This is a genomic window from Actinomadura decatromicini (assembly GCF_008121305.1).
Taxonomy (GTDB): domain Bacteria; phylum Actinomycetota; class Actinomycetes; order Streptosporangiales; family Streptosporangiaceae; genus Spirillospora; species Spirillospora syzygii.
The window spans coordinates 373,548-399,055 of sequence record NZ_VSRQ01000007.1; the positions used below are offsets into that span (position 1 = coordinate 373,548).

The 25,508-nt window shown below is 73.7% G+C and carries 25 protein-coding genes; 6 read left to right on the top strand and 19 right to left on the bottom strand.

Annotated features, from left to right (window positions below; genetic code table 11):
• Positions 1-33: 33 nt before the first annotated feature.
• Positions 34-1,056 carry a LacI family DNA-binding transcriptional regulator gene (locus FXF68_RS31710; protein WP_148765708.1) on the bottom strand — a complete coding sequence of 341 codons (1,023 nt, stop codon included), beginning with the start codon at positions 1,054-1,056 and terminating at the stop codon, positions 34-36.
• 146 nt (positions 1,057-1,202) lie between these two features.
• Here FXF68_RS31710 and FXF68_RS31715 point away from each other — a divergent pair, with 146 nt between their 5' ends.
• Positions 1,203-2,396: an ABC transporter ATP-binding protein gene (locus FXF68_RS31715; protein ID WP_148765710.1), complete on the top strand. Its 1,194-nt coding sequence runs from the start codon at positions 1,203-1,205 to the stop codon at positions 2,394-2,396.
• A 154-nt stretch (positions 2,397-2,550) separates the two neighbouring features.
• On the opposite strand, the gene FXF68_RS31720 is transcribed toward FXF68_RS31715, so the two are convergent.
• The 5 genes from FXF68_RS31720 to FXF68_RS31740 all read right to left on the bottom strand — a co-directional run bounded on the left by FXF68_RS31720 (position 2,551) and on the right by FXF68_RS31740 (position 8,842).
• Entirely contained in the window at positions 2,551-3,483 is a 933-nt protein-coding gene (locus FXF68_RS31720) for a carbohydrate ABC transporter permease (RefSeq protein WP_148765712.1), read from the bottom strand.
• A complete protein-coding gene (locus tag FXF68_RS31725) occupies positions 3,480-4,859 on the bottom strand; it encodes an ABC transporter permease (protein WP_148765714.1) in 1,380 nt (459 codons plus the stop codon). The genes FXF68_RS31720 and FXF68_RS31725 overlap by 4 nt, the downstream gene beginning before the upstream one ends.
• Positions 4,860-4,869: 10 nt before the next feature.
• A complete protein-coding gene (locus FXF68_RS31730; protein ID WP_148765717.1) occupies positions 4,870-6,195 on the bottom strand; it encodes an ABC transporter substrate-binding protein in 1,326 nt (441 codons plus the stop codon).
• A complete protein-coding gene (locus FXF68_RS31735; RefSeq protein WP_148765719.1) occupies positions 6,182-7,420 on the bottom strand; it encodes an ABC transporter ATP-binding protein in 1,239 nt (412 codons plus the stop codon). The genes FXF68_RS31730 and FXF68_RS31735 overlap by 14 nt, the downstream gene beginning before the upstream one ends.
• A gap of 312 nt (positions 7,421-7,732) precedes the next feature.
• Positions 7,733-8,842, bottom strand: a complete 1,110-nt coding sequence (locus FXF68_RS31740; RefSeq protein ID WP_246179051.1) for a M24 family metallopeptidase — start codon at positions 8,840-8,842, stop codon at positions 7,733-7,735.
• A 111-nt stretch (positions 8,843-8,953) separates the two neighbouring features.
• On the opposite strand from FXF68_RS31740, the gene FXF68_RS31745 reads away from it, so the two are divergent.
• Together FXF68_RS31745 and FXF68_RS31750 are read left to right on the top strand one after the other, a co-directional pair.
• Complete coding sequence (locus FXF68_RS31745; protein WP_148765724.1) at positions 8,954-9,874, top strand: 5'-3' exonuclease; 921 nt, start codon at positions 8,954-8,956, stop codon at positions 9,872-9,874.
• Between the two features lie 258 nt (positions 9,875-10,132).
• On the top strand, positions 10,133-10,921 hold the full coding sequence (locus FXF68_RS31750; RefSeq protein WP_246179052.1) for a Crp/Fnr family transcriptional regulator: 789 nt from the start codon (positions 10,133-10,135) through the stop codon (positions 10,919-10,921).
• A gap of 13 nt (positions 10,922-10,934) precedes the next feature.
• Here the strand turns inward: FXF68_RS31750 and FXF68_RS31755 are convergent, their stop codons facing one another.
• Positions 10,935-11,594 (bottom strand): biliverdin-producing heme oxygenase, encoded by a 660-nt coding sequence (locus FXF68_RS31755; RefSeq protein WP_148765726.1) that lies wholly within the window; start codon positions 11,592-11,594, stop codon positions 10,935-10,937.
• 124 nt (positions 11,595-11,718) lie between these two features.
• On the bottom strand, positions 11,719-12,012 hold the full coding sequence (locus tag FXF68_RS31760; RefSeq protein WP_148765728.1) for a DUF2470 domain-containing protein: 294 nt from the start codon (positions 12,010-12,012) through the stop codon (positions 11,719-11,721).
• A 150-nt stretch (positions 12,013-12,162) separates the two neighbouring features.
• Between FXF68_RS31760 and FXF68_RS31765 the strand changes: the two genes are divergently transcribed.
• Positions 12,163-13,020: an NAD-dependent protein deacetylase gene (locus FXF68_RS31765; protein ID WP_148765730.1), complete on the top strand. Its 858-nt coding sequence runs from the start codon at positions 12,163-12,165 to the stop codon at positions 13,018-13,020.
• Positions 13,021-13,026: 6 nt separating this feature from the next.
• On the opposite strand, the gene FXF68_RS31770 is transcribed toward FXF68_RS31765, so the two are convergent.
• Both FXF68_RS31770 and FXF68_RS31775 read right to left on the bottom strand, forming a co-directional pair.
• On the bottom strand, positions 13,027-13,770 hold the full coding sequence (locus FXF68_RS31770; protein WP_148765732.1) for a DUF4142 domain-containing protein: 744 nt from the start codon (positions 13,768-13,770) through the stop codon (positions 13,027-13,029).
• A gap of 101 nt (positions 13,771-13,871) precedes the next feature.
• Positions 13,872-14,378: a MarR family winged helix-turn-helix transcriptional regulator gene (locus FXF68_RS31775; protein ID WP_148765734.1), complete on the bottom strand. Its 507-nt coding sequence runs from the start codon at positions 14,376-14,378 to the stop codon at positions 13,872-13,874.
• A 212-nt stretch (positions 14,379-14,590) separates the two neighbouring features.
• On the opposite strand from FXF68_RS31775, the gene FXF68_RS31780 reads away from it, so the two are divergent.
• Positions 14,591-15,280: a class I SAM-dependent methyltransferase gene (locus FXF68_RS31780; protein ID WP_222870163.1), complete on the top strand. Its 690-nt coding sequence runs from the start codon at positions 14,591-14,593 to the stop codon at positions 15,278-15,280.
• Positions 15,281-15,350: 70 nt separating this feature from the next.
• Here the strand turns inward: FXF68_RS31780 and FXF68_RS31785 are convergent, their stop codons facing one another.
• From FXF68_RS31785 to FXF68_RS31795, 3 genes are all read right to left on the bottom strand, one after another.
• A complete protein-coding gene (locus FXF68_RS31785) occupies positions 15,351-16,193 on the bottom strand; it encodes an ABC-2 transporter permease (RefSeq protein ID WP_148765736.1) in 843 nt (280 codons plus the stop codon).
• Positions 16,190-17,182, bottom strand: a complete 993-nt coding sequence (locus FXF68_RS31790) for an ABC transporter ATP-binding protein (protein ID WP_148765738.1) — start codon at positions 17,180-17,182, stop codon at positions 16,190-16,192. The genes FXF68_RS31785 and FXF68_RS31790 overlap by 4 nt, the downstream gene beginning before the upstream one ends.
• A gap of 189 nt (positions 17,183-17,371) precedes the next feature.
• On the bottom strand, positions 17,372-17,731 hold the full coding sequence (locus tag FXF68_RS31795; protein WP_148765740.1) for a hypothetical protein: 360 nt from the start codon (positions 17,729-17,731) through the stop codon (positions 17,372-17,374).
• A gap of 249 nt (positions 17,732-17,980) precedes the next feature.
• Between FXF68_RS31795 and FXF68_RS31800 the strand changes: the two genes are divergently transcribed.
• Complete coding sequence (locus tag FXF68_RS31800; protein ID WP_187438193.1) at positions 17,981-18,844, top strand: oxygenase MpaB family protein; 864 nt, start codon at positions 17,981-17,983, stop codon at positions 18,842-18,844.
• Here the strand turns inward: FXF68_RS31800 and FXF68_RS31805 are convergent.
• The 6 genes from FXF68_RS31805 to FXF68_RS31830 form a co-directional block, all read right to left on the bottom strand.
• A complete protein-coding gene (locus FXF68_RS31805; protein ID WP_148765743.1) occupies positions 18,826-21,618 on the bottom strand; it encodes a DEAD/DEAH box helicase in 2,793 nt (930 codons plus the stop codon). The genes FXF68_RS31800 and FXF68_RS31805 overlap by 19 nt on opposite strands.
• A gap of 115 nt (positions 21,619-21,733) precedes the next feature.
• Entirely contained in the window at positions 21,734-22,594 is an 861-nt protein-coding gene (tatC, locus tag FXF68_RS31810) for a twin-arginine translocase subunit TatC (protein WP_148765745.1), read from the bottom strand.
• A 62-nt stretch (positions 22,595-22,656) separates the two neighbouring features.
• A complete protein-coding gene (tatA, locus tag FXF68_RS31815; RefSeq protein ID WP_148765747.1) occupies positions 22,657-23,022 on the bottom strand; it encodes a Sec-independent protein translocase subunit TatA in 366 nt (121 codons plus the stop codon).
• A 25-nt stretch (positions 23,023-23,047) separates the two neighbouring features.
• Positions 23,048-23,269, bottom strand: coding sequence for a hypothetical protein (locus FXF68_RS31820; RefSeq protein ID WP_148349269.1), 222 nt, complete (start codon positions 23,267-23,269; stop codon positions 23,048-23,050).
• 104 nt (positions 23,270-23,373) lie between these two features.
• Positions 23,374-24,408, bottom strand: a complete 1,035-nt coding sequence (locus FXF68_RS31825) for a helix-turn-helix transcriptional regulator (RefSeq protein WP_148765749.1) — start codon at positions 24,406-24,408, stop codon at positions 23,374-23,376.
• Positions 24,405-25,433: a helix-turn-helix transcriptional regulator gene (locus FXF68_RS31830; protein ID WP_148765751.1), complete on the bottom strand. Its 1,029-nt coding sequence runs from the start codon at positions 25,431-25,433 to the stop codon at positions 24,405-24,407. Before FXF68_RS31830 ends, FXF68_RS31825 begins: the two co-directional genes overlap by 4 nt.
• Between the last annotated feature and the right edge of the window lie 75 nt (positions 25,434-25,508).

Here is a 25,508-nt window from a genome sequence, read left to right on the forward strand (position 1 = left end):
CCGCGATATCGGCCCCGGCACCGCCCGCGATGATCAGCGGCGCGGGGCGCGCAGCGGGCCGCAGCTGCCCCGCACGACCAGCTCGGTCGGCAGCAGCACCGGCCCGCCCCGGCCGCGCCGCGCGGGCTCGCGCAGCAGCAGCTCGCAGGCCCGGTAGCCGATGTCGCGGCCGGGCCGGGCGACGGCGGTGAGCGGCGGGTCGCACAGCTCGGCCCACGCCACGTCGTCGACCATCGCGATCGACACGTCCGCGGGGACACGCAGGTCCAGCTCGCGGGCCACGAGGACGGCGGCCTCGCCGAGGATGTGCCCGGCGGCCAGCACGGCGGTGACGTCGGCGCGGCGCTGCAGCAGCCCGGCGGCGGCCGCGTAGGCGGCGTCGCGGGCGGGGCGCGCGGCGACGACGAGGTCCTCCTCGACCGGGACGCCGAGCCGCCCGAGCGTGCCGCGGAAGGCCCGCTCCCGCACCCGGGACGGCCCGCCGGGCGTGGCGCCGAGGAACCCGATGCGGCGGTGCCCGAGCCCCGCCAGGTACTCGGTGAGGGACCGGACGCCGCCCGCGTCGTCGGCGAGGACGGCCGGCACGTCCGGCATCCCCGGCAGGGTGCGGCCCGCGAAAACGACGCTGGAGCACACCCGCGCCGCGCCGCGCCAGTCGGCCTCGTCCCCGGCGGGCAGGGCGATGATCCCGTCCACCCGCTGCTCGACGAGCCGCTCGACGATCTCGGCCTCGCGGGCCGGGTCGCCGCCCGCCGCGTCCACGATCACGTGCTCGCCGAGGGTGCGGGCGCAGGCGAGCACCCCGGCGACGAGCTCGGCGCAGAACGGGTCGGTGACGTCCGGGACGATGAGCCCGATGCCGCCGCTGCGGCGCAGCTTGAGGCCGCGGCCGAGGGCGCTCGGCCGGTAGTCCAGGGCGCGGGCGGCGGCGAGCACCCGCTCGCGAGTGGGGGCGCTGACCGAGCCCGTCCCGGAGAAGACCCGCGACACCGTCGCGACGCCGACGCCCGCCGAGGCCGCCACGTCCTTGACCGTGGCCGGTCGCCGCTCCGCCATCCGTTCCACCCCATTCGCCCGGTTCCGGGCAGCTTCTCACGATCTCGACTCCCCTGGAAACGTTTCCATGAGGTTTACTCCAGTTTGTACCGCAAAACCCCTGCTCGACAGGGGGGCTATGGAAACGTTTCCAGCGAGGGGTCCGAATGGCGAAGATCGTTCTCGACAAGGTCGACAAGGTGTACTCCGGCGGGGTCAAGGCCGTGGACGGCCTCGACCTGGAGATCCACGACGGCGAGTTCATGGTGCTGGTCGGGCCGTCCGGCTGCGGCAAGTCCACCGCGCTGCGGATGATCGCCGGCCTTGAGGAGATCTCCGCCGGGAAGATCTCCATCGGCGACCAGGTCGTCAACGACCTCGCGCCCAAGGACCGCGACATCGCGATGGTCTTCCAGAACTACGCGCTGTACCCGCACATGACCGTCGAGCAGAACCTCGCCTTCGGCCTCAAGCTGCGCGGCACGCCGAAGGCGGAGATCAAGCAGAAGGTCCGCGAGGCGGCGAAGATGCTCGGCCTCGAGCAGTTCCTGTCCCGCAAGCCCGCCGCGCTGTCCGGCGGCCAGCGGCAGCGGGTCGCGATGGGCCGCGCGATCGTCCGCCAGCCGCAGGCGTTCCTGATGGACGAGCCGCTGTCCAACCTCGACGCCAAGCTCCGCGTCTCCATGCGCGCCTCCCTCAGCCAGCTGCACGAGCGGCTCGGCGTCACCACCGTCTACGTCACCCACGACCAGGTCGAGGCCATGACCCTCGGGTCGCGGGTGTGCGTGCTGCGCGAGGGCAGGCTCCAGCAGGTCGACACGCCGCAGCGGCTGTTCGACCACCCCGTCAACCTGTTCGTGGCGGGCTTCATCGGCTCGCCCTCGATGAACTTCGTGTCCGCCGACCTGTCGGCCGGCGACGGCGGCGCGCGCGTGTCGTTCGCCGGGTACACGCTGCCCGTCCCCGCCGCCACGCTGAACGAGCGGCCGCACCTGCAGAACTACATCGGCCGCCAGATCATCCTCGGCATCCGCCCGTCCGACTTCGAGGACGCCGCGCACGCCCAGCCCGACTGGGCGCCGATGTCCGTCCGCAGCACCGTCACCGAGGAGCTCGGCAGCGAGATCAACGTCATCTTCACGATCGACGCCCCGCCGGTCGAGCACAAGGACACCGCCGACCTCGCCGAGGACGCCGCCGAGGGCGACGGCGACATGGCGATCCCCCTCACCGACAACCGCGCCCTGTGGACGGCCCGCGTCAACTCCCGCTCCCACGTCCGCCCGGGCCAGCAGGTGGAACTCGCGGTGGACACCCGCCGCCTCCACTTCTTCGACCCGGCAAGCGGCCTAGCTGTCTAACCCAGGGGCGACCCCCTGGAACCCCCGTCAGCGAGCGAGGGGCCGTTTCCCGAATCGCGTTCGCTCTCGGGAAACGGCCCCTCGCTCGTCGGGTCGGGCGACCTGCGGCCTTGGCGGCCTACGGCCGCCCGACCCGTGACGCCGGTTCAGGTTCCTACTTCACGGAGCCTGCTAGGACGCCTTCCACGAAGTAGCGCTGGAAGGCGAAGAAGACGGCCAGGGGGACGATCAGGGACAGGAACGCGCCGGGGGCCAGGATGTCGATGTTCCCGGTGAACTGGCGCATCTGCGACTGGAGCCACTTGGTCATCGGCTGGGACTCGGTGTCGGCGAACACCAGCGCGACGAGCAGGTCGTTCCACACCCAGAGGAACTGGAAGATGCCGAGCGAGGCGATCGCCGGGCCGCCCAGCGGGAAGATCACCCGGCGGAAGATCGTCCACTCGGAGCCGCCGTCCATCCGCGCCGCTTCCAGGAGGTCGCGCGGGATCGCGGCGAAGAAGTTGCGCAGCAGGAAGATCGCGAACGGCAGGCCGAACGCGACGTGGAACAGCACCACGCCGGTGATCGACCCGAACATGTGGAAGCCGCCGAACTCGACGTGCCCGTACAGCTTGGCGACCGGGATCAGCGCCACCTGGACAGGCACCACCAGCAGCGCGACCACGGCGAGGAACAGCCAGTCCCGGCCGGGGAACTCCATCCACGCGAACGCGTAGGCGGCGAGCGAGGCGATCACCACGACCAGCACCGTCGCGGGGACGGTGATCAGCACGGTGTTCCAGAACGAGTCGACGAAGTCGCCCTTGTCGAGCAGGGCGGAGTACGAGCCGGCGGTGAGCTGGGCGGGCTCGGTGAAGACCGTCCACCAGCCGCTCGCGTTGTTGTCGGCGTTGGAGCGCAGCGACGCGACCAGCAGCCCCAAGGTCGGCACCAGCCAGAACAGCGCGACCAGGACCAGCAGCGTCTGCGCGGCGCCGCCGCCGAGCCGTCCGACGAGGCGGGCGGCCAGGTTGCGGCGGGGCGCGCCCGCCGCCCCGTTCCGGGCCGGTGCCGGGGTGGTGGCGGCCTCTTCCGCGGTGCTCATGAGCGCTCCTGCCGGATTCGCCGGACGTTGAACAGCATGGCGGGCAGCACCAGGACGAACAGCAGCACCGCGATCGCGCTGCCCGCGCCCTGGTCGTCGCCGCCGCCGAACGACTCGGTCCACATCTGGAGGGCGAGGACGCTCGCGTCCGGGTCGCCGCCGCCGATGATGTAGACGAGGTCGAACACCTTCAGCACGTTGATGACGAGCGTCACCAGCACCACGACGAGGACGGGCGCGAGCAGCGGGATCGTCACCCGCCGGAACACCTGCCACTCGGTGGCGCCGTCCACGCGGGCCGCCTCCAGCGCGTCCCGGGGGATGGCGGCGAGCCCGGCGGCGATCAGCACCATCGCGAACCCGGCCCACACCCACAGGTACGACCCGATGATCGCGGGCGTGATCAGCGTCCCGCCGAGCCATTCCGCGCCGTTGTAGGCGGCGGTGAAGTTCCCGGCGGGCAGCCGGATCGTGTAGCTGCCGTCCGGGACCTTCTTCATCGTGAACGTGCCGTCGGCCCCGGTGGTGGCCTTCGCGACGACCTTGCCGTCCTTGACCGCCTCGACCTTGATGCCGGGCAGCCCGGACTCGCCCGCGTTCGGGGCGTTCGGCCGGCCGCCGCCGCCCCTGGTGAAGTCGAACCAGACCGTCCCGGTGAGCCGGCCCGGCTTCGCCGGCGGCGCCTGCGCGGCGGGCTTCGCGTCCTTCGGCAGGTACTCCGGCTTGACCTTCAGCAGCGGGACGAGCGCGCTCTGCCCCGCCGCGACCTGGTTCACCGTGACCACGCCGCCGCCCTCCGCGCGGACGGGCTGGTTCCCGCCGTTGCGCGGCCCCGCGCCCGGATAGGTGGTGCCCTGCGCGAACGTGTCGTGGATCGCGACCAGCGCCGCGTTGGCGACGCCCTTGTCCGGGTCCTGCTGGTACACCAGCCGGAAGATCACGCCGGACGCGAGGAACGAGATCGCCATCGGCATGAACACGACGAGCTTGAACACCGTCCCCCACCGGATCCGCTCGGTGAGGACGGCGAACACCAGCCCGACGATCGTCACCACGGTCGGCGCGACCACCACCCAGATGGCGGTGTTGCGCACGGCGACGAGGTTGTCGTGCCCCTTGAAGACCCCGGTGTAGTTGTCGACGCCGGCGAACCCGTCGCCGGAGGCGTCGAAGAAGCTGCGGATCACCGAGTAGACGATCGGGTAGACCACCAGGAAGCCGAGCAGCAGCAGCGCGGGCAGCAGGAACGTCAGCGCCAGCCAGGACGGCGGGTTCAGCCGCTCCCGGGCCGGGCGGCCGCGCGGGCCGGGGGCGGCGCCGCCCGTGACCACGGGCGGCGCACCCTCTTTCGGAGCCTCCTCGTTCGGAGCCTTCATGCGGGGTCTCCTACTTGTACGCCTTGGCGGCCTCGGCCTCCAGCTTGGCCTGCGTGCCCTTCACGTCCGTCGGGTGCTGCACGAACGCGCGCAGCGCCTCCCACTCGCCCTTGCCGGGCGTCGCGCCGAACGCGGCGGGCGCGAGGTCGGACATGTCGTAGCGGGCGGCGTCGCCGGACTTCTGGATCTGCTCGATGAGCTGCTTGGCGATCGGGTCGGAGTACGCGCTGGACGGGACGTTCTTGTTCGGCGTCAGGTAGCCGCCGAGCCCCGCCCACACCTTCCCGGCCTCCGGCGACGCGAGGAACTTCATCAACTCCTGCGCGCCCTTGCCGTCCTTGAGCGCGACGGCGACGTCGCCGCCGAGGATCGCCGGGGGCGTGGTCCCGGCCGCCGGGAACGCGAAGACCTGCGCGTCCGTGCCGACCTTGGCCTTGGTGGTGGCGATGTTCGCGGCCGCGAAGTCGCCGCCGTACACCATCGCGGCCTTCTCCTGGCCGAACACCTGGGTGACCGACTCGTCGAACTTGGTCTTGGTCGCGGTGGCGACGCCGCCGTTGAGGAAGTCGCCCTTGCCCCAGATCTGCGCGAGGGTCTCCAGCGCCTTCCCGACGGTCGGATCGGTCCACTTGATCTCGTGCTTGGCGAGCTTGTCGTAGTTGTCCGGCCCGGCCTGCGACAGGTAGACGTTCTCGAACCAGTCGGTGAGCGTCCAGGAGTCCTGCGGGCCCGCGGCCAGCGTGAACGGGGTCGTGCCCGCGTCCTGGAGGGTGCCCGCGGCCTTGACGAGGTCCGCCCACGACGCGGGCGGCTGGACGCCCGCGTCGGAGAACACCTGCGGCCGGTACCACAGGATCGACTTGTAGGCGGCCTTGACCATGACGCCGTAGGGCTTGCCGTCGGCGGAGCCGAGCTCCTTCCAGTACGGCGAGAAGTTGTTGCCGACCTCGGTGACGACGTCGGGGGCGAGGGGCTTCAGCGCGCCCTTCTTCGCGTACTGCTGCATGAGGCCGGGCTGCGGCAGCAGCGCCACGTCCGGCGGGTTCTTCGCCGAGATGCGCGGGCCGAGGTAGGCGTCGGTGTTCTCGCCGGTCGACGCGTAGTTGACCTTCGCGCCGGTCTTCTTCTCGAACGCCTGGAGCACCTTGCGGAAGTTGGCCTCCTCCGGGCCGGTCCACTTGGCGGCGACCTCGATCGTGGTGCCCTTCAGCGCTCCCCCGCCGGACGGGGTCGAACCGCCGTCTCCGCCGTCGTCGTCCCCGCCGCACGCGGCCGCGCCGGACACCACCAGCCCGGCCGCCACGGCCGCGCCTAGCACACGCCTACTGACCCTCATTCTCATCCTCCCTGGACGGTCCGGCGGCGTCCGATCCCCAGATCGCCGCGCCGGACTCGATATCGAAGAAGTGCAGGCGGCCGGTGTCGACGCGGGCCGTCACCGGGTCGCCGACCTTCACGCGGGTGCGCGGGCTGAACCGCGCGACGAGGTCCGTGCGGGGCCGCTCCAGATGCCCCAGCACGTCGGTGCCCGCGTCGCGGGCGAGCTCCTTGGTGTCCTCGGTGACGACCTGGTCGGCCTCCAGCGCGAAGTGGACGAGCACGTCCGAGCCCATGGCCTCGACCAGGTCGGCCGTGGAGGTGAGCGCGGAGCCGGCGGGGGCCTCGACTAGGTCGGCGTCCTGCATGTCCTCGGGACGGATCCCGACGACGACCTCGCCGCCGAGCCGGGACGCGAGGTCCGGCCGTTCGGCCAGCACCCCGGGCGGGAGCGCCAGCGTCTGCCCGCCGATCTCCAGCCGCGCGTCGCCCGCGTCCCCGGCCAGGGTCGCCTTCAGCAGGTTCATGGCGGGCGAGCCGATGAACCCCGCGACGAACAGGTTCGCGGGCCGGTCGTAGAGCTCCTGCGGCGGCGCGACCTGCTGCAGCTCGCCCTTCTTCATCACCGCGACGCGGTCGCCGAGCGTCATCGCCTCGGTCTGGTCGTGCGTGACGTAGATCGTCGTGACGCCGAGGTCGCGCTGGATCCGGGCGATCTCGGCGCGCATCTGGACGCGGAGCTTGGCGTCGAGGTTGGACAGCGGCTCGTCCATCAGGAACGCCTGCGGCTCCCGGACGATCGCGCGGCCCATCGCGACCCGCTGCCGCTGCCCGCCGGACAGGTTGCGCGGCTTGCGCGACAGGTGCTCGGTCAGCCCGAGGATCTCCGCCGCCCGGTCGACCTTCTCCCTGATCTCGGCCTTCGGGAGCTTGCGCAGCGACAGCCCGAACCCGATGTTGTCGCGGACGGACAGGTGCGGGTAGAGCGCGTAGCTCTGGAACACCATGGCGACGTCGCGGTCGCGGGCGGGGACGCGGTTGACGACCCGCCCGCCGATCGCGACCTCGCCCTCGGAGATCTCCTCCAGCCCGGCGACCATCCGCAGCGCGGTCGTCTTCCCGCAGCCGGACGGCCCGACGAGCACGAGGAACTCCCCGTCGGCGATGTGCAGGCTCAGGTCGGTCACGGCCCGCGTGCCGTCGGGATAGACCTTCCCGACGCTGGTCAGGTCGACCTCTGCCACGGCGTCCCCTCTTTCCCGTCGCTCCACGTCACGCCCTCGTCGCGGCACGCGCCTCCCCGCCCCGGCGAGGCCAGGCCCCGCGATGCGGAGGAAACGTGACTTACTCCCGCGTAGCTATGACTAGCTACAGGGCGGATCGGCCGCGTTGCAATACGCGGGGAGAACGCTGACGGTTTTGGTGCAGAGATCGTTACCGGGCCGTTTTTCACCCGCATTCCGCGCGATTTTCAGGCGTCCGAAAATAGGCGAGGGCGCGGACGGAAATCCGTCCGCGCCCTCATCACCGTGCTTTTCGGGCCGTGACCTGGGAATTCAGCCGACGATCACCAGGCCGCGCTCGGTCACGTTCAGCGGGTCGAAGCCGTCCTCGGTGCAGACGACGATGTCCTCGATGCGGGCGCCGTGCGGGCCGGGGTAGATGCCCGGCTCGATGGAGAACGCCATGCCCGGCTCCAGCGGCTCCCGGTTGCCCGAGACGATGTAGGGGTCCTCGTGCGACTCCAGGCCGATGCCGTGGCCGGTGCGGTGGAAGAAGTGCTCGCCGTACCCGGCGGCGGCGATCACGTCGCGCCCGGCGGCGTCGACGGCCTCGGGCGTCGTCCCCGGGCGGACGGCCGCGCTCGACGCGCGCTGCGCCTCCTCCAGCACCGCGTAGTACGCCAGGTACTCGGCGGGCGGCTCGCCGACGCAGTAGTTGCGGGTGGAGTCGGAGCAGTAGCCGCTCGGCATCGTCCCGCCGATGTCGACCACGACCGGCTCGCCCGCGCGGATCACCCGGTCGGACGGCTCGGCGTGCGGATTCGCGCCGTTCGGGCCCGACCCGACGATCACGAAGTCGACGCGGGAGTGGCCCTCGGCGACGATCGCGTCGGCGATGTCGCGGGCGACCTCCCGCTCGGTGCGCCCGGCCGCGAGGAGGCCCGGGACACGGCGGTGCACCCGGTCGATCGCCTCGCCCGCCTCGCGCAGCGCCGCGACCTCGGCGGCGCTCTTGCGGATCCGCAGCCCGCGCAGCACTCCCCCGGCGGCGACCTGCTCGGCGGCGGGCATCGCGGCGCGGAACCGCAGCGCCATCACCGCCCACATCCGGTCGGCCACGCCGACCTTCGGCAGGCCGGACGGCAGCCGCCGGGCGACGAGGGCGTAGGGGTCGTCGGTCTCGTCCCAGGGCACCAGCTCGACGCCGAGCGACCCGGCGGGCGACACCTCCGCGGCGGGCAGCTCGAGGCGCGGGACGACCAGGAACGCCTCCCCCTCGGCCGGCACGACCAGGCAGGTGAGCCGCTCAAGCTCCTTGGCGTCGTAGCCGGTCACGTAGCGCAGGTCCGGGCCGGGCGTCAGCAGCACCGCCCCGAGGCCCGCCTTCGCGGCCGCCTCCCGCACCAGGCCGACGCGCTCGCGCGGATACAACTCCGTTGTCACACCCGTCTCCATTCTCCGGTCGTCCGCTTCCGGACCGGTCGTCCGTGCGGCTACCAGGATCGCAGAGCGGCGGCGCGCCGACGACGCCGCCCGCGTGGCACGATGTGCCCCATGAGCGGGCTGATGCTGCTGGACACGCCGTCGTTGTACTTCCGCGCCTTCTTCGGCGTGCCCGAGTCCGTCACCGCCGACGACGGGACGCCGGTGAACGCGGTGCGCGGGCTCATCGACATGATCGCGCGGCTCGTCCAGGACCGCTCCCCCGACCGGCTCGTCTGCTGCATGGACGCCGACTGGCGGCCCGCGTTCCGGGTCGCGGCGCTGCCGTCCTACAAGGCGCACCGGGTGGCCGACGACGGCGGCGACCAGACGCCCGACGCGCTGGAGGCGCAGCTCCCGGTCATCGACGAGGTCCTGGACGCATTCGGGCTGGCCCGGGCGGGCGTCCCCGGCTACGAGGCCGACGACGTCATCGGCACCCTCGCGGTGCGGGGCGCGGCGGACGGCCCGGTCGACATCGTCACCGGCGACCGCGACCTGTTCCAGCTCGTCGACGACGGCGGCCCGGTGTGCGTCCTGTATACCGCGCGGGGCATCCGGAACCTCCAGATCATGGGCGAGAAGGAGGTCGCGGCCAAGTACGGCATCCCGGGCCGCGGCTACGGCGACTACGCGACGCTGCGCGGCGACCCTAGCGACGGGCTGCCCGGCGTCCCCGGCGTCGGCGACAAGACCGCGGCGGCGCTGGTCACCCGGTTCGGGTCGGTCGAGGGGATCCTCGCCGCGCTCGACGCCGGGACCGACGAGGGGTTCCCGGCGGGCGCGCGGCGCCGGATGGAGGCGGCCCGCGAGTACCTCGCCGCCGCCGAGACGGTGGTCCGGGTCGTCACCGACATCGACGCGCCGGAGCTCGCCGCGCTGGACGACCGGCTCCCCGCCGGCGCCCGCGACCCGGAGAAGCTCGTCGCGCTCGCCGACCGCTGGAACCTCGGCGGCCCGGTCAACCGGCTGCTGAACGCCCTCACCCGCTGACGGGTCATACCGCTGCAATTTTCGGCAAAAGTGTCGGATGACGCAGACGGCCCGTCCCCCCGCGTGCAGCATCGGGATCAGTGAGGCGCTCTCATAGGGGTGAAAGGCAGTGCACCGCCGCGGGACGGACGAGGACGGACGTCCGGGCGGCGCCCGCATGAGCGACCGGTATCCGCGGCACTGGGCCTCAACGCCCCACTCCCCCCATCTGCCGTGGGTACCGGTTCACCCGAACCCCGGAAGCGGAGACGCGCACCCGTGAACCACCGACCGCAGATCCGGCGGAGCGCGCCCGGCGCCGCTCCCGACCCGGACCCCGGCTCCGATCCCGAGTCCGATCCCGGCCGCGGCTTCTGGGACGCGCTCCGCCCGGCCGAGCGGGCGGCGCTGCGCGCCGTGGCGCGGCCGCGCCGGTTCTCGCCCCGGACGCCGCTGTGCTACCAGGGCGACGACTCCGACCACATCATCATCATCGAGTCGGGCTGGGCGAAGGTGACGTCCACCAGCGAGGAGGGCCGCGAGGTCGTGCTCGCCGTGCGCGGGCCGGGCGACCTCGTCTGCGAGAGCGCGGTGCTCGGCCGCCGGGAGCGGTCGGCGACGGTCACGGCGCTCAGCCCGATCCCCGCGCTGGTCGTGCCCGCCGCCCGGTTCACCGGGTTCCTCGACGCGCACTCCCGCGTGTGGCTGCTGGTCAGCGAGACGTTCGTCCGCCGCCTGGACGACGCCGACCGGCGGCTGCGGGCGCACGTGTCCGCGCACGGCGCGCGGCGGCTGGCGATCCTGCTGACCGAGCTCGCCGAGCTGTCCGCCCGGCACGGCGCGCCCGCCCCCGGCGGCGGCGTCGCGATCGGCCCGCCGCTCTCCCAGGAGGAGCTCGGCAGTTGGATGGACGCCTCCCGCGAGACCGTCGCGCGGGCGCTCGGCACGCTCCGCACGGAGGGCCTGGTGCGCACCGGCCGGCGGCGGATCACCGTGGTGGACGTGGCACGGCTGCGCGAGTTCGCGCGCTCGCCGGAGCGGCCGCGGCCCACCGCCTTTACAATGTAGATCACAAGGAGGGTCAGGCTGCGGGCCGGAGGACCTCGCCGAGCTCCTCGGCGAGGGCGGCGTTGTGCCGGTAGGCCGTCTTCACCTCGTCGACGACACGGAGCCGCTCGTCGTCGTCCCAGGGGGCGGCGTCCAGGAGGGCGCGGTAGCGGTCCTTGTACGCCTTGGGCCTGCCCGTGAAGCGGTAGAAGCGGACGCCGTCGTCCTCGGCGCCGAGGTCCAGCGCCTTGCGGACCTGGAGGCCGATGTACTGGCCGCCCGACAGGTCGCCCAGGTAGCGGGTGTAGCCGTGCGCGACGAAGCCACCCGCCCAGTCGAAGCACACCTCGCGGAGCCGGGCGCAGTACCGGGACGCGGCCTCGCCCGGCTCGATCCTGTCCCGCCAGCGCGGGCCGTAGAAGTAGGCGAGGTCGGCCTCCAGCGCCTCGCGGCGGCGCAGGCCGGGGAGGTCGAACGGCCCCGCGACCGGGTCGGCCGCCATCCGGTCGGCGGCCTCTTCGAGGAGGTCGTAGACGGGGTGGAGCTGCGCCACGAGGACGGCGTACTCGTCGCGGCCGAGGCGTCCCTCGACGAGCGCGCTCATGTAGGCCGAGGTCTCGTTGGCGCCGTGGTCGCTCCGGGTGGCGGCCCGCAGCCGCGCGGAGAACGGCTCGTCCGTCGGGGTGGTGTCCATTACGGCCCTCCTTATTCCAGGAGAATTTAGGTTAGCTTTACCTAAATCACCTGGGAAGGCGGCGCCGCAAGGTTCCCGACGTGACGTCGGTTACTTTTCCGACGTCACGTCGGGAAGAGTCCGGTCAGGCGCTGAGCGCGGCGCGGGCCTCCTCGGTCATCCGGACGACCTCCAGCCGCACCTGCGCACGCTCGGTGAGCCGTCGGCCGAACGGGATCCGGACGTCGTGCTCGACGCCCCCGTCCATCACGGCGAAGTCGATGCCGTCGGCGTCCAGGCCGGTCATCCGGGCCGAGGTGGCGCCGGGGCGGCCGCCGAGCGCGCGGCAGATCGTGAGGCAGTCGGCGGCGTGGTCGTCGTTCATGTGGCGCGCGATCTGGCGCACGACGTCCTCGGTGAAGGGGCCCGCGTCGGTCATGGAACGTTCCTTTCGATCGGGGCGCCGGTCCCGGCGTGCGGTTCTCGAAGATCCGCGGGACGTCGCCGGCGTGGCGTCCGTCCAGCGTGGACGCCGACGATACCCGGCGCGCCGCGCCCGGCATCGCGGCACGTCGTGCACCATGGAGGGGTGACGCAGGTAGCTGAAGACCGGTCCGCGGACGCCGGCGCCCGGCTGCGGGCGCTCGCCGCCCTCGTCGCGGACGGCGGCGTGGTGGTGCTGAGCGGCGCGGGCCTCTCGACCGAGTCGGGCATCCCCGACTACCGCGGCGAGACGGGACGCCGCCGCCGCGCCGACCCGATGACCTACCAGGCGTTCACCGGGTCGGCGGCGGCGCGGCGGCGGTACTGGGCGCGCAGCCACCTCGGCTGGCGGCACATCGCGGCGGCGCGGCCGAACGCCGGGCACCGCGCGGTCGCCGAGCTGCGGCGGCGCGGCCTGGTCACCGGGATCATCACCCAGAACGTGGACGGCCTGCACCAGGCCGCCGGGGCGGACGGCGTGATCGAGCTGCACGGCGCGCTCGACCGGGTCGTCTGCCTCGGGTGCGGCGAGCGGACGCCGCGAACCCGGCTGGACGCGCGGCTGCGCGCCGCGAACCCGGGCTTCGACGCCCGCGCCGCCGCGGTCAACCCGGACGGCGACGCCGTCCTCGCCGACTCCGACGTCGAGGCGTTCCGCGTCGTGGACTGCGAGCGCTGCGGCGGCGTCCTCAAACCCGACGTGATCTTCTTCGGCGAGAACGTGCCGCCGCCCCGCGTCCGGGACTGCTACGCACTGACCGAGGGCGCGGGCGCGCTGCTGGTGCTGGGGTCGTCGCTGACGGTGCTGTCGGGGTACCGGTTCGTCCGGCACGCCGACCGGCACGGGGTGCCCGTCGCGATCGTGAACCACGGCGCGACCAGGGGCGACGAGCACGCGCTCGTCACGCTGGACGCGCCGCTCGGCGCGACGCTCCAGGCGCTCCTCGCCGGACTGCCCGCCTAGCCCGCCTCAGCCCTGCACCAGGGACGTCGCGGCGGGCGCGGGCGAGTGGCCGTGGTCCGGTCCGCCGGGCGCGGGCGCGCCGGTGACCGGCGGCGGGTCGGGCAGCGTGTCGCCGGTGACGAACCCCGTCCCCTCCAGCAGGCGCATGTGGGTGCTGACGAACGTCTCGCACCGCTCCGCGAAGTCGCGGACCAGGGTGTTGCGGGTGCTGGCGCGGACCGCGGCGACCTGCGGGTAGATCTGCCCGTGCGCCATCCGCAGCCGCGCCACGGCCGTCTTGTCGTAGTCGGTGCCGGACTTGCCGGTGATCTCCGACATCCAGCTCTGCTGCTCCGCGGTCGGCCCGTCCGGCAGCGGGACGCCGAGCTGCGCGGCGATCCGGCGGTCGAGGTCGTCGAGCCGCTCGTGCTGGCGGGCGATCTCGGCGAGGTTCCGCCGGGTCGCGGGACGGGACGCGCGCGTCGCCGCCTCCCGCCCGACGGGGATCTCCCACAGCCCGGCCTGCCGGACCTTCACCACGAGCAGGCGGTCGGCGGGGCCGAGCGGCCCCCACTGCGTGGGCACGGTGGCCTGCTCGGCGGCCTCGGCCGCGACGCGCGGGGGCTGCGCGGCTCCGTCCGCGGCCTGGCCGCCCATCGGCGCGCAGCCGCCGAGCGGGACGCCGAGGAGGAGGGCGGCGGCGAGCGCGGCCGACGCCCTCCGGTGTTGCGGTGCGGAGGCCGGTCGGGATGCCGGTCGGGGTGGTCGCATCCTCCGCCGTCCTTTCCGTGAGGGGACGCTGCCAGGCGGTACGCATCGGCGTACCGCCTGGTTCGCCCGCGCGGCGGAATTTCGGACGGCGTTCTCGGCGGTCAGGTCCAGCCGAGCGGGACGAGCGTCGGCACCGGCGGCTCCCCGCCCGCGTCGGTGAACGCGCGCAGCGCGGCGACGAGGGCGCGCCGCTCCCCGGCGGGCATCCGCGCGACGATCTCGGCGATCCCGGCGCGGCGGCGGGCGGTGACGTCGTCGACGAGGCCGCGCCCGGCGGCGGTGAGCTGGATCCGGACCTCGCGCCCGCTGTCCGGGCTGGCCCGCCGGTCGACGAGCCCGGCGGCGGCGAGCCGGTCCAGCATCCGCAGCGCGGTGGACGGGTTGACCCCGAGCAGCCCGGCGAGCGTCACGAGCTTGGCCGGGCCCTGCGCGGACAGCACGACGAGCAGCCGGAACTGCGGCGGCGTCACGGCGTCCTCGACGGCGGCGAGGGACCGCACGGAGATCGCCACGAGCAGCCGGGACGCGGTCAGCACGGCCGAGGTGACCGCGTCGACGTCGTCACCCGAATCGGTGGCGTCGGCGCAGGACCCGGCGTGCTCGCTCATGACGACTTTCTACCGCGCGCGGAGCCGCCCATGCCAATGTCAGCACCACCGCGGTTGCGCGGGCGGCGGACGCGCGGGTGGAGACGTTCCCGGTCTCCTGACCTCGCTCCCCCGAGAGGAAGCCCTATGCGAGCGTGGGGGGCTTGACGGGCGGGGACGTCCCGTCCGACGATGCGCTTGATCTTGAAGGCGCGGGACGGGGAGGCCGGCCGGTGGCGGGCACGGGACGGAGCCGGGACGGCACCGCCGGAAGCGGGCCCGGCGCGATCGCGCCGGACGGATCGGCCGTCGAGTTCTACGCGGCCATGGCGCCGGACGAGGCGCGCGCGGCGCTGGTCCACGCGGCCGTCCCGGCGGGCACGCCGGTCCTGGAGCTCGGCGCGGGCGCGGGCCGGGTCACCCGCGCGCTGCTCGCCCTCGGCCACCCGGTGACGGCGGTGGACGACTCGGCGGAGATGCTCGCCCGGATCGAGGGCGCGCGGACCGTCCGCTCCGCCATCCAGGACCTGGACCTCGGCGAGCGGTTCGGCTGCGTGCTGCTGATGTCGTACCTGGTCAACTACGGCGACCGGGCGGCGCTGCTGGACGCGTGCCGCCGGCACGCCGCGCCCGGCGGCCTCGTCCTGCTCCAGCGGGAGACGCGCCCCTGGCTCGGCCCGGACGCGCCGCGCGCGTGGTCGCACGACGGCGTCGACTTCGAGGTCGTGCGGGCCGAGCCAGCCGGGCCGGACGCCGCCGCCGTGACGATCGAGTACCGGACGGGCGGGCGGCGCTGGACGCACGCGTTCACGTCCCGGCGGCTCGGGGACGACGAGCTGCCCGATGTGCTGGCCGAGTCCGGGCTGCGCCTCGTCCGGTTCCTCGACGACGACCGCGCGTGGGTCGCCGCCCGCCCCGCCTGACCGGCTCGGACGCGGAAGCGCCCGCCCGCGCGCCGGAGCGCGGGGGCGGGCGCGTCACGCGCGGCGGACGTCAGGCGTCGCGGCGCTTGAGCAGGTACGCGCCGACGGCGAGGAGCGCGGCCGTCCAGAGGGCGAACACGCCGTACCCCTGCCAGGGGGTGAGCAGGTCGTCCTCCCCCTGGTGGGCCTTGGCGATCAGGACGCCCGCCTCGGACGGCAGGTAGGCGTGCACGTGGTCGCCGATGCTGCCGGGCAGCAGCTGGGCGAGCGGCGCGAGGACGAGCACGAACCCGATCACGCCGGTGATGCCGCCCGCCGGGTGCCGGACGATGGCGCCGACGGCCAGCGCGAACAGGCCGAGCATCGCGAGGTACAGGCCGCCGCCGAGGACGGCGCGCAGCACGCCGTCGTCGCCGAGCGAGACGTGCACCTTGTCGCCCATGATCGCCACGCCGATGAAGTAGGACGCGAACGACACCGCGACGCCGATGACCAGCACGATGATCGCGAACACCAGGGCCTTGGCCCACAGCATCGGCAGCCGCCGCGGCACGGCGAGCAGGCTGGCGCGGATCATGCCGGTGGAGTACTCGGACGCGATGACGAGGACGCCGAGCACGCAGACGGTGAGCTGGCTGAGGAAGAACCCGCTGCCGAGGATGAAGCTGACGGGGTCGGCGGCGACCTGGGCGCGGTCGCCGGCGTCCATGTCCTTCCAGGTCCCTGCGGTCAGCCCGACGAACAGGGCGGTGAACCCGATGCTGAGGACGACGAGCAGGATCAGCGACCACAGCGTCGACCGGACGGTGCGGATCTTCGTCCACTCGGCGACCATCAGCCGGGTGAAGCCGGGCCGCTCGTGGGCGGTGGGCCCGCCCGCGGGCCGGGCGGCGGGCTGCGTGGCGGCGGTCATCGGTTCTCCCCCTCTCCGGCGGGACCCGCGGGCGGGGCGGCCACCGGGACGGCGGCCCCCGGCGGGGCTCCGGGCGCGGCGGGCGCGTCGCCCGCGCCGTACTCGACGCTCTCGCGGGTCAGTTCCATGAACGCGGCCTCCAGCGAGCCGCGCTTCGGGGTCAGCTCGTGCAGCACGACCCCCTCGGCGGCGGCGAGTTCCCCGACCCGCGGCGCCTCCATGTGGGTGACGGTGAGCAGCCCGTCCGGGGACGGGGCGACCTTCGCGCCCTCGGCGGTGAGGACGTCGGAGAGCCGGTCGGCCTCGGGGCTGCGGACGACCACCATCTTCTCGGTGCTGCGCTCGATGAACTCCTCGGTGGAGCAGTCGGCGATCAGCCGCCCGCGGCCGATGACGATGAGGTGCTCGGCGGTGACGGCCATCTCGTTCATGAGGTGGCTGGAGACGAACACGGTCCGCCCCTCGCGGGCGAGGTGCTGCATCAGGGTGCGGATCCAGACGATGCCCTCGGGGTCGAGGCCGTTGACGGGCTCGTCCAGGATCAGCACGGCCGGGTCGCCGAGCAGCGCCGCGGCGATGCCGAGCCGCTGCCCCATGCCGAGCGAGAAGCCGCCCGCGCGCCTGCGCGCGACGCCGGTGAGCCCGACCAGGTCGATGACCTCGTCGACGCGCTTGCGGCCGATGCCCTGCGTCTGCGCGAGGGCCAGCAGGTGGTTGTAGGCGCTGCGGCCGGTGTGCACGGCACGCGCCTCCAGCAGCGCCCCGACGACGCGCAGCGGCGCGGGCAGGTCGGTGTAGTGGACGCCGGCGATCCGGGCGTCGCCGCGGTTCGGCCGGTCGAGGCCGAGGAGCAGCCGCATCGTGGTGGACTTCCCGGCGCCGTTCGGGCCGAGGAACCCCGTCACCCGGCCGGGCTGGACCGTGAAGGTCAGGTCGTCGACGGCGGTCTTGTCGCCGTAGCGCTTGGTGAGGTTCTCCGCCTCGATCATGCACACATCCTGCGGTTTCGTCGGAAGCCGTGATCGTGATCACACTAGCGCCCGGCCGGGGATGCCCGACTCCTCCGCGAAGCGGATATGCCTCCGACCTCGGGAGGGGGCCCGGCGCTGTCGAAAGTGTCCGGAAGTGCCGGGAGGGGCCCCGCCCGCGTGCGCGGCGGGGCCCCTCCCGGACGGCCGTCAGGCGGCGACGCCGTCGGCGGCGTTGACGTCCTTGTGGAACCGCTTGTGGACGTAGAGCTTCTCGCCGAGCGTCTCGCACCGCCACCACAGGCCGCTCGGCGGGCCGATGCGGGTGCCGCGCGGGAGCTCCCGCAGGACCTCGTTGACCGGGGTCATCCGCATCCGCCCCGACCGGCACACGAGGATGCGCCGGTCGGTCACGACGACGACGCGGTAGGCGTTGGAGAAGATGATGATCCAGATGGACAGCAGCGCGAAGTACTGGCTGGTCGTCTGGGCGCCGAACACCGCCTGGATGTTCTCGCCCGGCTGCAGGACGTGGGCCGCGTTGGCGCGCATCTTGTCGCGGATGGCCACGGTCGGGACCTTTCTCGTGTGAGACGTGGGCGGCCGGGGTCTCTCCTCACCCGGCCCGGGGGGCGCCGCTCGTGCACCGTGCTTCCCACGGCCCTGATCGGTTTAGGGCCTCCCGATTGTGGCACCTCAGCGCACTGTTCACGACGTTTTCCCCACCATCGGTGCATTTCCGATCACAGACGCTTATTGACCATCCGTCAATAAAGGGGGAGGATGTCCGGGCGGGACCCCGACCTGCCCGGAGGCGCCATGCCCGCCACACCCACCACCCCGACGCGACTCGCCGACCGGGACGTGCTGCGCGCGCTGGCCGCCGAGCCGCTCGTCGGCCTCGGCGCGGGACGGGCCCTGCTGATGCAGCTCGCGCACCCGGCCGTCGCGCGCGGCGTCGCCGAGCACAGCGACTTCGCCGACCGTCCGCTGGCCCGCCTGTTCGGGACCCTCGACTTCCTGCTCGTCGTGACGTTCGGGACGCCGGAGCAGGTCGCGCGCATCGCCGCGAAGGTCCGCGGCGTCCACACCGCCGTCCGCGGCGACGGCTACTCCGGCGCGGACCCGGACCTGCAGATGTGGGTGAACGCGACCCTCATCGACACGGCCCTGCACATGTACGAGCGGGTGATGCCGCCGCGCGGCGACGACCGCGCCCTGTCCGCGGAGTACTACCGGCAGGCCCGGGTCGTCGCCGAGGTCCTCGGCTGCCCCCTCGACGCGCAGCCGCCCGACCTCGCCGCGTTCCGCGCCTACATGGCCGAGACGCTCGCCGCGCTGGAGGTCACCGACACGGCCCGCGAGGTCGCGGCGGCCGTGCTGTGGCCGCGCGGGCTCCGCGTCCTGTTCCCCGCCCTCGCCGTGTTCCGGCTCGTCACGGCCGCGCTGCTGCCCGACGAGCTGCGCGCCCAGTACGGGCTGCCGTGGGACGAGCGGCGGCGGCGGACCGCGGCCGCGCTGCTCCGGACGGCGGGCGCCATGCACCGCGTCACGCCGCGGCCGCTACGCCGCCCGCCGGAGTTCGTCCTGGTCAGGCTGGCGGCGCACCGGGTGGACCGGACCCTGTCGTCCCGCCGCGCCCGCCGGGCGCGGGGGCGCGCGGGTCAGGCGACGGACGAGTAGGCGACGACGCCGCGGCGCATCGCGTCCATGGCGCGGCGCGCGGTCTTGCGGATGTGGCCGTTGCGCGGCGCGGCGTCGGCGACCTGGCCGAGCAGGTCGAGGAGCTGCTTCACGGCGCGGACGAAGTCGCCCGCCGTAAGGTCGCTCTCCAGCAGGACCGCGTCGAGGTCGTCGCCGCGCGCCCACCGGTAGGCCGTCCACGCGAACCCGAGGTCGGGCTCGCGCAGGAACGACACCCGGTTGTCGCGCTCGACGGCCTCCAGCTCGCCCCACAGCCGCACCATCGCGGCGAGGGCGTCCTGCGCGGGCCCGGCCGGGGTGCGGGGCGGGGTCGCGTCGTCGGGCTGCCGCGACTCGTAGACCAGCGCGGACACGCACGCGGCCAGCTCGGCGTGGCCGAGCTTGTCCCACAGCCCCTCGCGCAGGCTCTCCGCCGTGAGGAGGTCGAGCTCGTTGTAGATGCGGCCGAGGCGGCGGCCCTCCTCGGTGACGGACCCGTCGGCGAGGTAACCGAGCTGCTCCAGGACGCCGCAGACCCGGTCGAAGGTGCGGGCGATGACCTGCGAGCGGCCCTCGACGCGGCGGCGGAGCTGCTCGGTCTCGCGGTCGAGGCGGTGGTACCGCTCGGCCCAGCGGGCGTGCTCCTCGCGCTTGTCGCAGCCGTGCACGGGGTGGCGGCGCAGCTCGGCGCGCAGTTCGGCGATCTCGGCGTCGTCGGGGGCGGCGGAGTCGCCGCGGGTCCGCTTGCGCGCCCGGACGTCGTCGGGGACCTTGTTGCGCAGCGTCGCGGCGAGGTCGCGGCGGTCCTGCGGGTTGCGGGGGCTGAACGACTTCGGGATGCGGATCCGCTCGACCGGCTCCACGGCGCGCGGGAAGTCCTGGATCGACAGGCGCTGCACCGACCGGTTCACGGTGAGGACGAGCGGCGCGGGCCCGTCCGAGCGGCGGCCGAGCCCCGGGTCGAGGACGACGGCGAGCCCGGACCGCCGCCCGGACGGCACGACCACCACGTCCCCCGGCCGCAGGTGCTCCAGCGACCGCGCGGCCTCGGCGCGGCGCGCGCCCGCCCGCTCCCGGGACAGCTCGGCCTCCCGGTCCGACAGCCGCCGCCGCATCGCCGCGTACTCCATGAAGTCGCCGAGATGGCACTCGGCGGCCTTGGCGTACCCGTCGAGCGCCTCCTCGTTCTTGTGCACCTGCCGGGCCAGGCCGACGACGGCGCGGTCGGCCTGGAACTGCGCGAACGACTCCTCCAGCAGCGTCCGGGCCCGTTCGGCGCCGACCGCGCCGACCAGGTTCACGGCCATGTTGTACGACGGCCGGAAGCTGGAGTTCAGCGGGTAGGTGCGCGCCCCGGCGAGGCCCGCGACGGACGCGGGTTCCACGTTCGGCCCCCACACCACGACGGCGTGGCCCTCCACGTCGATGCCGCGCCGCCCGGCGCGCCCGGTGAGCTGCGTGTACTCGCCGGGGGTGAGGTCGACGTGGGCCTCGCCGTTCCACTTGTCGAGCTTCTCGATCACGACGGTGCGGGCCGGCATGTTGATGCCGAGCGCGAGCGTCTCCGTCGCGAACACCGCCTTGATCATCCCGCGGGTGAACAGCTCCTCGACGATCTCCTTGAACGTCGGCAGCATCCCGGCGTGGTGGGCGGCGACGCCGCGCTCCAGCGCGCCGAGGAAGTCGGCGTAGCCGAGGACGCGCAGGTCGTCCGGGGAGATGTCGGCGGTGCGCAGCTCGACGTGCGCGCGGATCTCCTCGGCCTCCTCCTTGGACGTCAGCCGGATCCCGGCGTGCAGGCACTGCAGGACGGCCGCGTCGCACCCGGCCCGGGAGAAGATGAACGTGATCGCCGGGAGCAGCCCGGCGCGGTCGAGGCGCTCGATCACGTCGGGCCGGGCGGGCGGCCGGAACCGCTGCGGGCGGGGCGCGCGGCGCCGCCCGGTGCGCCGGCCCTGGTTGACCTTGGCGCGCCGGACCTCGTCCACCGCCATGCGGGTGAGCTGCGGGTTCAGCCGGGCCTGCCGGTCCTTGCCCTTGCCGGTGTCGACGAACAGGTCGTACAGGCGGGTGCCGACCAGCATGTGCTGGAACAGCGGGACGGGACGGTGCTCGTCCACGATCACCGCGGTCTCGCCGCGCACCTCCTGCAGCCACTCCCCGAACTCCTCGGCGTTGCTGACCGTCGCGGACAGCGCGACGATCCGCACCGAGTCGGGGACGTGGATGATCACCTCTTCCCAGACGGCGCCGCGGAACCGGTCGGCGAGGTAGTGCACCTCGTCCATCACGACGAACGCGAGCCCGGCGAGGGTCTGCGACCCCGCGTACAGCATGTTGCGGAGCACCTCGGTCGTCATGACGACGATCGGGGCCTCCCCGTTGACGCTGTTGTCGCCGGTGAGGAGGCCGACCTTGTCGGCGCCGTAGCGGCGGACGAGGTCGGCGTACTTCTGGTTCGACAGCGCCTTGATCGGCGTGGTGTAGAAGCACTTGCCGCCGCCGGTGAGGGCGAGGTGGACGGCGAACTCCCCCACCACCGTCTTGCCGGACCCGGTCGGCGCGGCGACGAGGACGCCGCTGCCGTCCTCCAGCGCCTGGCACGCCTCGATCTGGAACGCGTCCAGCTCGAAGTCGTACAGGGTGCGGAAGTCCAGCAGGGCGGGGCCGTTCCCGGCGGTGCGCGCGCGGTAGGCGGCGTACCGCTGGGCCGGCGTCTGCCCGGCCGATCCGGTGTCGGCGCCTGCGCCGGTGTCGGTGTCGGGGGTGGTCATGTCTTCGAGCCTACGGTTTCGACCGGCCCGATTCCCAATCCGGTGGCGATCCCCCGCCGGGTCCCGGCCGGGGCGGGCCTCGGCGGGGCGGGCCTCGGCGGGGCGGGGCGGCGGGTCAGCGGGCGCGGTCGCCCTTCTCCAGTTCGGCGTCCATGGCGTCCAGGTCGAGCGGGGACGCCTCGTCGTCCGACAGCCCCGCGTAGGGGTCGGGCTGCCGGGCCTTGCGCCGGTCGTGGAAGAACGCGATCAGCTCGGCGATCTCGAACAGCACGATCGTGGGGAGCGCGAGCGCCAGCATGGTGAACGGGTCCTGGCTGGGCGTGGCGACCGCCGCGAACACGAACACCCCGAAGATCAGGAGGCGCCGCGACCTGCGGAGCCGCTGGTGGCTCAGCACGCCCATCATGTTCAGCATGATGACGAACAGCGGGAGCTCGAACGTCAGCCCGAAGATGAACAGCATCGCCTGCGCGTAGCCGAGGTACTCCTGGATGCCGACCAGGACGGGCGTGTCGCCCGGCGCGAGCCCGATGAAGATCTTCAGGCCCTTGTCCATCGTGAGGTAGGCGAGGGCGCCGCCGAGCACGAACAGCGGCACGGCCGCCGCCATGAACGTGTACGTCCAGCGGCGCTCGCGCCGGTACAGGCCCGGCGCGACGAACGCCCAGAGCTGGTAGAGCCAGATCGGCGACGACAGGATCGCGCCGAAGATCAGGGCGACCTTCAGGTGGATGAAGAAGCCGTCGAAGATCCCGTGGACGACCAGGCTGCACTTGCCGTCCAGGCAGTGGTCGGGCGGGATCCGCGTGTAGGGCTCCGTTATGAAGTCCCAGATCGTGGGGAAGAGGATCCACCCGACGACTCCACCGAGCGCCAGCCCGAGGATCGCCTTGATCAACCGGTTCCGCAGCTCACGGAGGTGTTCCATGAGGGACATGCGGCCGTCGGGGACGGCGTCGCGGCTGCTCAGCTTCATCGTGGACATTCAGGCTAGGGGGCGGGGGATGGTGGCCGGCCGGAACCGGTTCGCGGCCGCGGTCAGCCCTTGCGGACCTGGGACGGGTCCGACACCGGAACACCCTGGATCGGCTCGCCGGAGCCGATCGCCCCGCGCGGGCGCTGCGCGCCGTCGGCGGCCTCGCGCTCCAGCCGGGCGGCCTCCTCACGCAGGCGGGCGGCCTTCTCGCGCGCGTCCTCCGCGCCCTGACCGGCGCCCTGACCCGTCGCCTCGGGCTGCGCCTTCGCGGTGGAGCTCTCGTTGTCGTGGAGGCCCTGGGTCTCGGCCTTCAGAATCCGTGCCGACTTGCCCAAGGACCGCGCGAGCTGCGGAAGCTTCGCCGACCCGAACAGGAGCAAGACGACCGCAAGGATGATCAGAATCTCGGTCGTGCCAAGTCCAGCCATGACAATCCTTCTCAGCAGGGGTCCATCAGGACGATCGTACGCCGTCCCCGGGCCGTTGTGACGCACGCGTTCGTTCGAGCCGGGACAGTTCACTGCGCAGCGTCGAGTGTTTCGGTTCGAGCCGCCGCCTGGTGCGCTCCAGTTCACGACCGAATCGCCGCACGCCGAGCCACACCTTGAACGCGCAGAAGGCGAGCACGGCGAGGCCGGCGAATCCCAGACACACCGACACCGCGACCCACGCCATCCCGCCACGGTAGCCGATTGGATCAACCCCCGTCTGTGCGGACCGTGCCTGAACCCGCGCAAGGCGCGCCCGGTTTCAGGCCGTCCCGTATCCGGGCGGCGGGCTCAGCCCATCCCGTACAGGGCCAGCGCGCGGGCCGCGTCGTCGCGGATCCCGGCCGCGAGGTGGTCCGGCGCGACGACGCGCCCCTGGTCGCCGAGCCGCATCGCGAGGCCCCGCACCCACCGGGTGTCCGGCGTCCGCAGCACGACGCGGAGCCGCCCCTCCCCGAGCTCCTCCACCGACTCGCACGGGTAGTAGTCGGCGACCCACCGGCCGCGGGCCGTCAGCTCCAGCGTGACGGCCTCGTCCTGCGGCGACGGGCGGAACAGGCCCGCGTCCACGTCGATCGGCTCGGCGTCGTCGGGGACCTCGGCGGCGACGTCCAGCACGGCGAGGTCGGCGATCCGGTCCAGCTTGAACAGCCGGACCGCCTCCGCCCGGCGGCACCACCCCTCCAGGTAGGTGGTGCCCTCCACGACGAGCAGGCGCATCGGGTCGACGTCGCGCTCGGTGTTCTCGTCCCGCGCGGGCACGTAGTACGTCAGGTGGACGCGGCGGCCCGCCGCGATCGCCTCCCGCAGCAGCTCCACGGCCGAGCGGTCCGGGTCCGGCGACCGGCCCCACGCGTCGACCTCCACCGACACCTGGCTGGACACCGCCGCCGCCGCGGCGCCCGCCGCGCCCTCCAGCTTCGCGATGACGCGGCTGAGCGCGTCGCGGTCGTCCAGACCGGGGATCCCGGCGAGCATCCGCAGCGCCACCAGCAGCGCGGACGCCTCGTCCACCTTCAGCCGCAGCGGCCGCGCGATCGACTCCGCCTCCGCCACCGTGATCTCCCCGCCCTCGTAGGACAGGTCGATCGGGCAGTACGGGTCGGGGGCGCGCAGCTCCACGCACCACAGCAGGTTCAGGTCGTCGATCAGCTGCTTCTCGGTCACGCCGAACGCGGCGGCGGCCTCGCCGAGCGCCACCGAGTCGCGGTTCACCACGTACGGGACGAGCGCGAGCAGCCGCCCGAGCCGGTCCGTCGACGTCGTCGCCGCCTTCGCCGCGGCCGACCTGGCCGCGCCGCGCGCGCCGCCGGTCTTCGCGGTCATCGGGGGCTCACCGTCCCGTCCGGCTCGGCCGCCGGGCGCCCGGCGCACGCCAGCACCGACTTCAGGTGCTGGATCACCGCCTCCCGCAGATCGGGCGGATCGAGCACCACGACGTCGGCGGCGAACCGCGCCAGGTACGGCGCGAACCGCTCGGCGTCGCGGAACGTCAGGACCGCCTCGTCCCACGCCCCGCCGTCCCCTTCAGGCCCGTCCCCCTCGGCGGGGCGGACGTCGCGGGCCCAGCGGCGCGGGCCCTGCGCCGCGCCGCGCCGCAGCCGCACCGTCGCCGGGCGCGGCTCGCTCGGCGGGTCGCCCCAGTCGAACGCGATGCGCCGCACGTCCACGCCGTCCGGGACGGTCACCGACCCGGCGGGGCCGTCCGCCCGCACGTCCCCGACGATCCGGCTCAGCCGGAACACCCGCTGCTCGTCGCGGTCGCGGTCGAACCCGACCACGTACCAGCGGCCCCGGCGGCTCACCACGCCCCACGGCTCCAGGTGCCGCCGCGCCACCGACGTCCGCCCGATGCCCTGGTAGTCGAACGCGACGGGGCGGCCGTCCCGCACCGCCTCCCACAGCGCCGGGAACGACGGGTCCTGGGTGTTGACGCGCGGCTCGATCCCGACCGCGGTCGGCGCGTCGGTCTCCACCCCGGCCGCGCGCAGCTTCAGCAGCGCGCCCGACGCCGCCTCCGCCATGCTCGCCCGCTGCCACACCCGCGCCGCGAGGCCGAGCACGGCCGCCTCGTCCGGCGTCAGATGGACGTCGGGCAGCTCGTACGCCTGCGGCGGGATCCGGTAGCCGATCTCCTCGCCGCCGCCGCCCTGCTGGTCGCTGCCGACCTCCAGCGGGACGCCGAGCTCGCGGAGCTCCTCCTTGTCCCGCTCGAACATCCGCTTGAACGCCTCGTCGGAGTCGGGGTAGCCGGGCACCGCCCGGCGGATCTGCTCGGCCGTCAGATAACGCCGGGTGGCGAGCAGGCAGACCACCAGGTTGAGCAGACGCTCGGTCTTGCGCCGCGACACTTCGCCATCACCTCTTCGCTCCGTCGGCCCCCGGACCGCCGCCCCGTCCCGGCCGTCCCGCGCGCGGACTCGAAC

Bases quoted from the DNA above. Each gene is read 5' to 3' on its own strand.
- FXF68_RS31775 (WP_148765734.1), bottom strand. From the start codon at position 14,378: ATGAGCGAGCACGCCGGGTCCTGCGCCGACGCCACCGATTCGGGTGAC.
- FXF68_RS31770 (WP_148765732.1), bottom strand. From the start codon at position 13,770: ATGCGACCACCCCGACCGGCATCCCGACCGGCCTCCGCACCGCAACAC.
- tatC (WP_148765745.1), bottom strand. From the start codon at position 22,594: ATGAAGCTGAGCAGCCGCGACGCCGTCCCCGACGGCCGCATGTCCCTC.
- FXF68_RS31745 (WP_148765724.1), top strand. From the start codon at position 8,954: ATGAGCGGGCTGATGCTGCTGGACACGCCGTCGTTGTACTTCCGCGCC.
- FXF68_RS31825 (WP_148765749.1), bottom strand. From the start codon at position 24,408: ATGACCGCGAAGACCGGCGGCGCGCGCGGCGCGGCCAGGTCGGCCGCG.
- FXF68_RS31785 (WP_148765736.1), bottom strand. From the start codon at position 16,193: ATGACCGCCGCCACGCAGCCCGCCGCCCGGCCCGCGGGCGGGCCCACC.
- FXF68_RS31820 (WP_148349269.1), bottom strand. From the start codon at position 23,269: ATGGCGTGGGTCGCGGTGTCGGTGTGTCTGGGATTCGCCGGCCTCGCC.
- FXF68_RS31720 (WP_148765712.1), bottom strand. From the start codon at position 3,483: ATGAGCACCGCGGAAGAGGCCGCCACCACCCCGGCACCGGCCCGGAAC.
- FXF68_RS31800 (WP_187438193.1), top strand. From the start codon at position 17,981: ATGCCCGCCACACCCACCACCCCGACGCGACTCGCCGACCGGGACGTG.
- FXF68_RS31715 (WP_148765710.1), top strand. From the start codon at position 1,203: ATGGCGAAGATCGTTCTCGACAAGGTCGACAAGGTGTACTCCGGCGGG.
- FXF68_RS31755 (WP_148765726.1), bottom strand. From the start codon at position 11,594: ATGGACACCACCCCGACGGACGAGCCGTTCTCCGCGCGGCTGCGGGCC.
- FXF68_RS31725 (WP_148765714.1), bottom strand. From the start codon at position 4,859: ATGAAGGCTCCGAACGAGGAGGCTCCGAAAGAGGGTGCGCCGCCCGTG.
- FXF68_RS31710 (WP_148765708.1), bottom strand. From the start codon at position 1,056: ATGGCGGAGCGGCGACCGGCCACGGTCAAGGACGTGGCGGCCTCGGCG.
- FXF68_RS31790 (WP_148765738.1), bottom strand. From the start codon at position 17,182: ATGATCGAGGCGGAGAACCTCACCAAGCGCTACGGCGACAAGACCGCC.
- FXF68_RS31730 (WP_148765717.1), bottom strand. From the start codon at position 6,195: ATGAGGGTCAGTAGGCGTGTGCTAGGCGCGGCCGTGGCGGCCGGGCTG.
- FXF68_RS31760 (WP_148765728.1), bottom strand. From the start codon at position 12,012: ATGACCGACGCGGGCCCCTTCACCGAGGACGTCGTGCGCCAGATCGCG.
- tatA (WP_148765747.1), bottom strand. From the start codon at position 23,022: ATGGCTGGACTTGGCACGACCGAGATTCTGATCATCCTTGCGGTCGTC.
- FXF68_RS31805 (WP_148765743.1), bottom strand. From the start codon at position 21,618: ATGACCACCCCCGACACCGACACCGGCGCAGGCGCCGACACCGGATCG.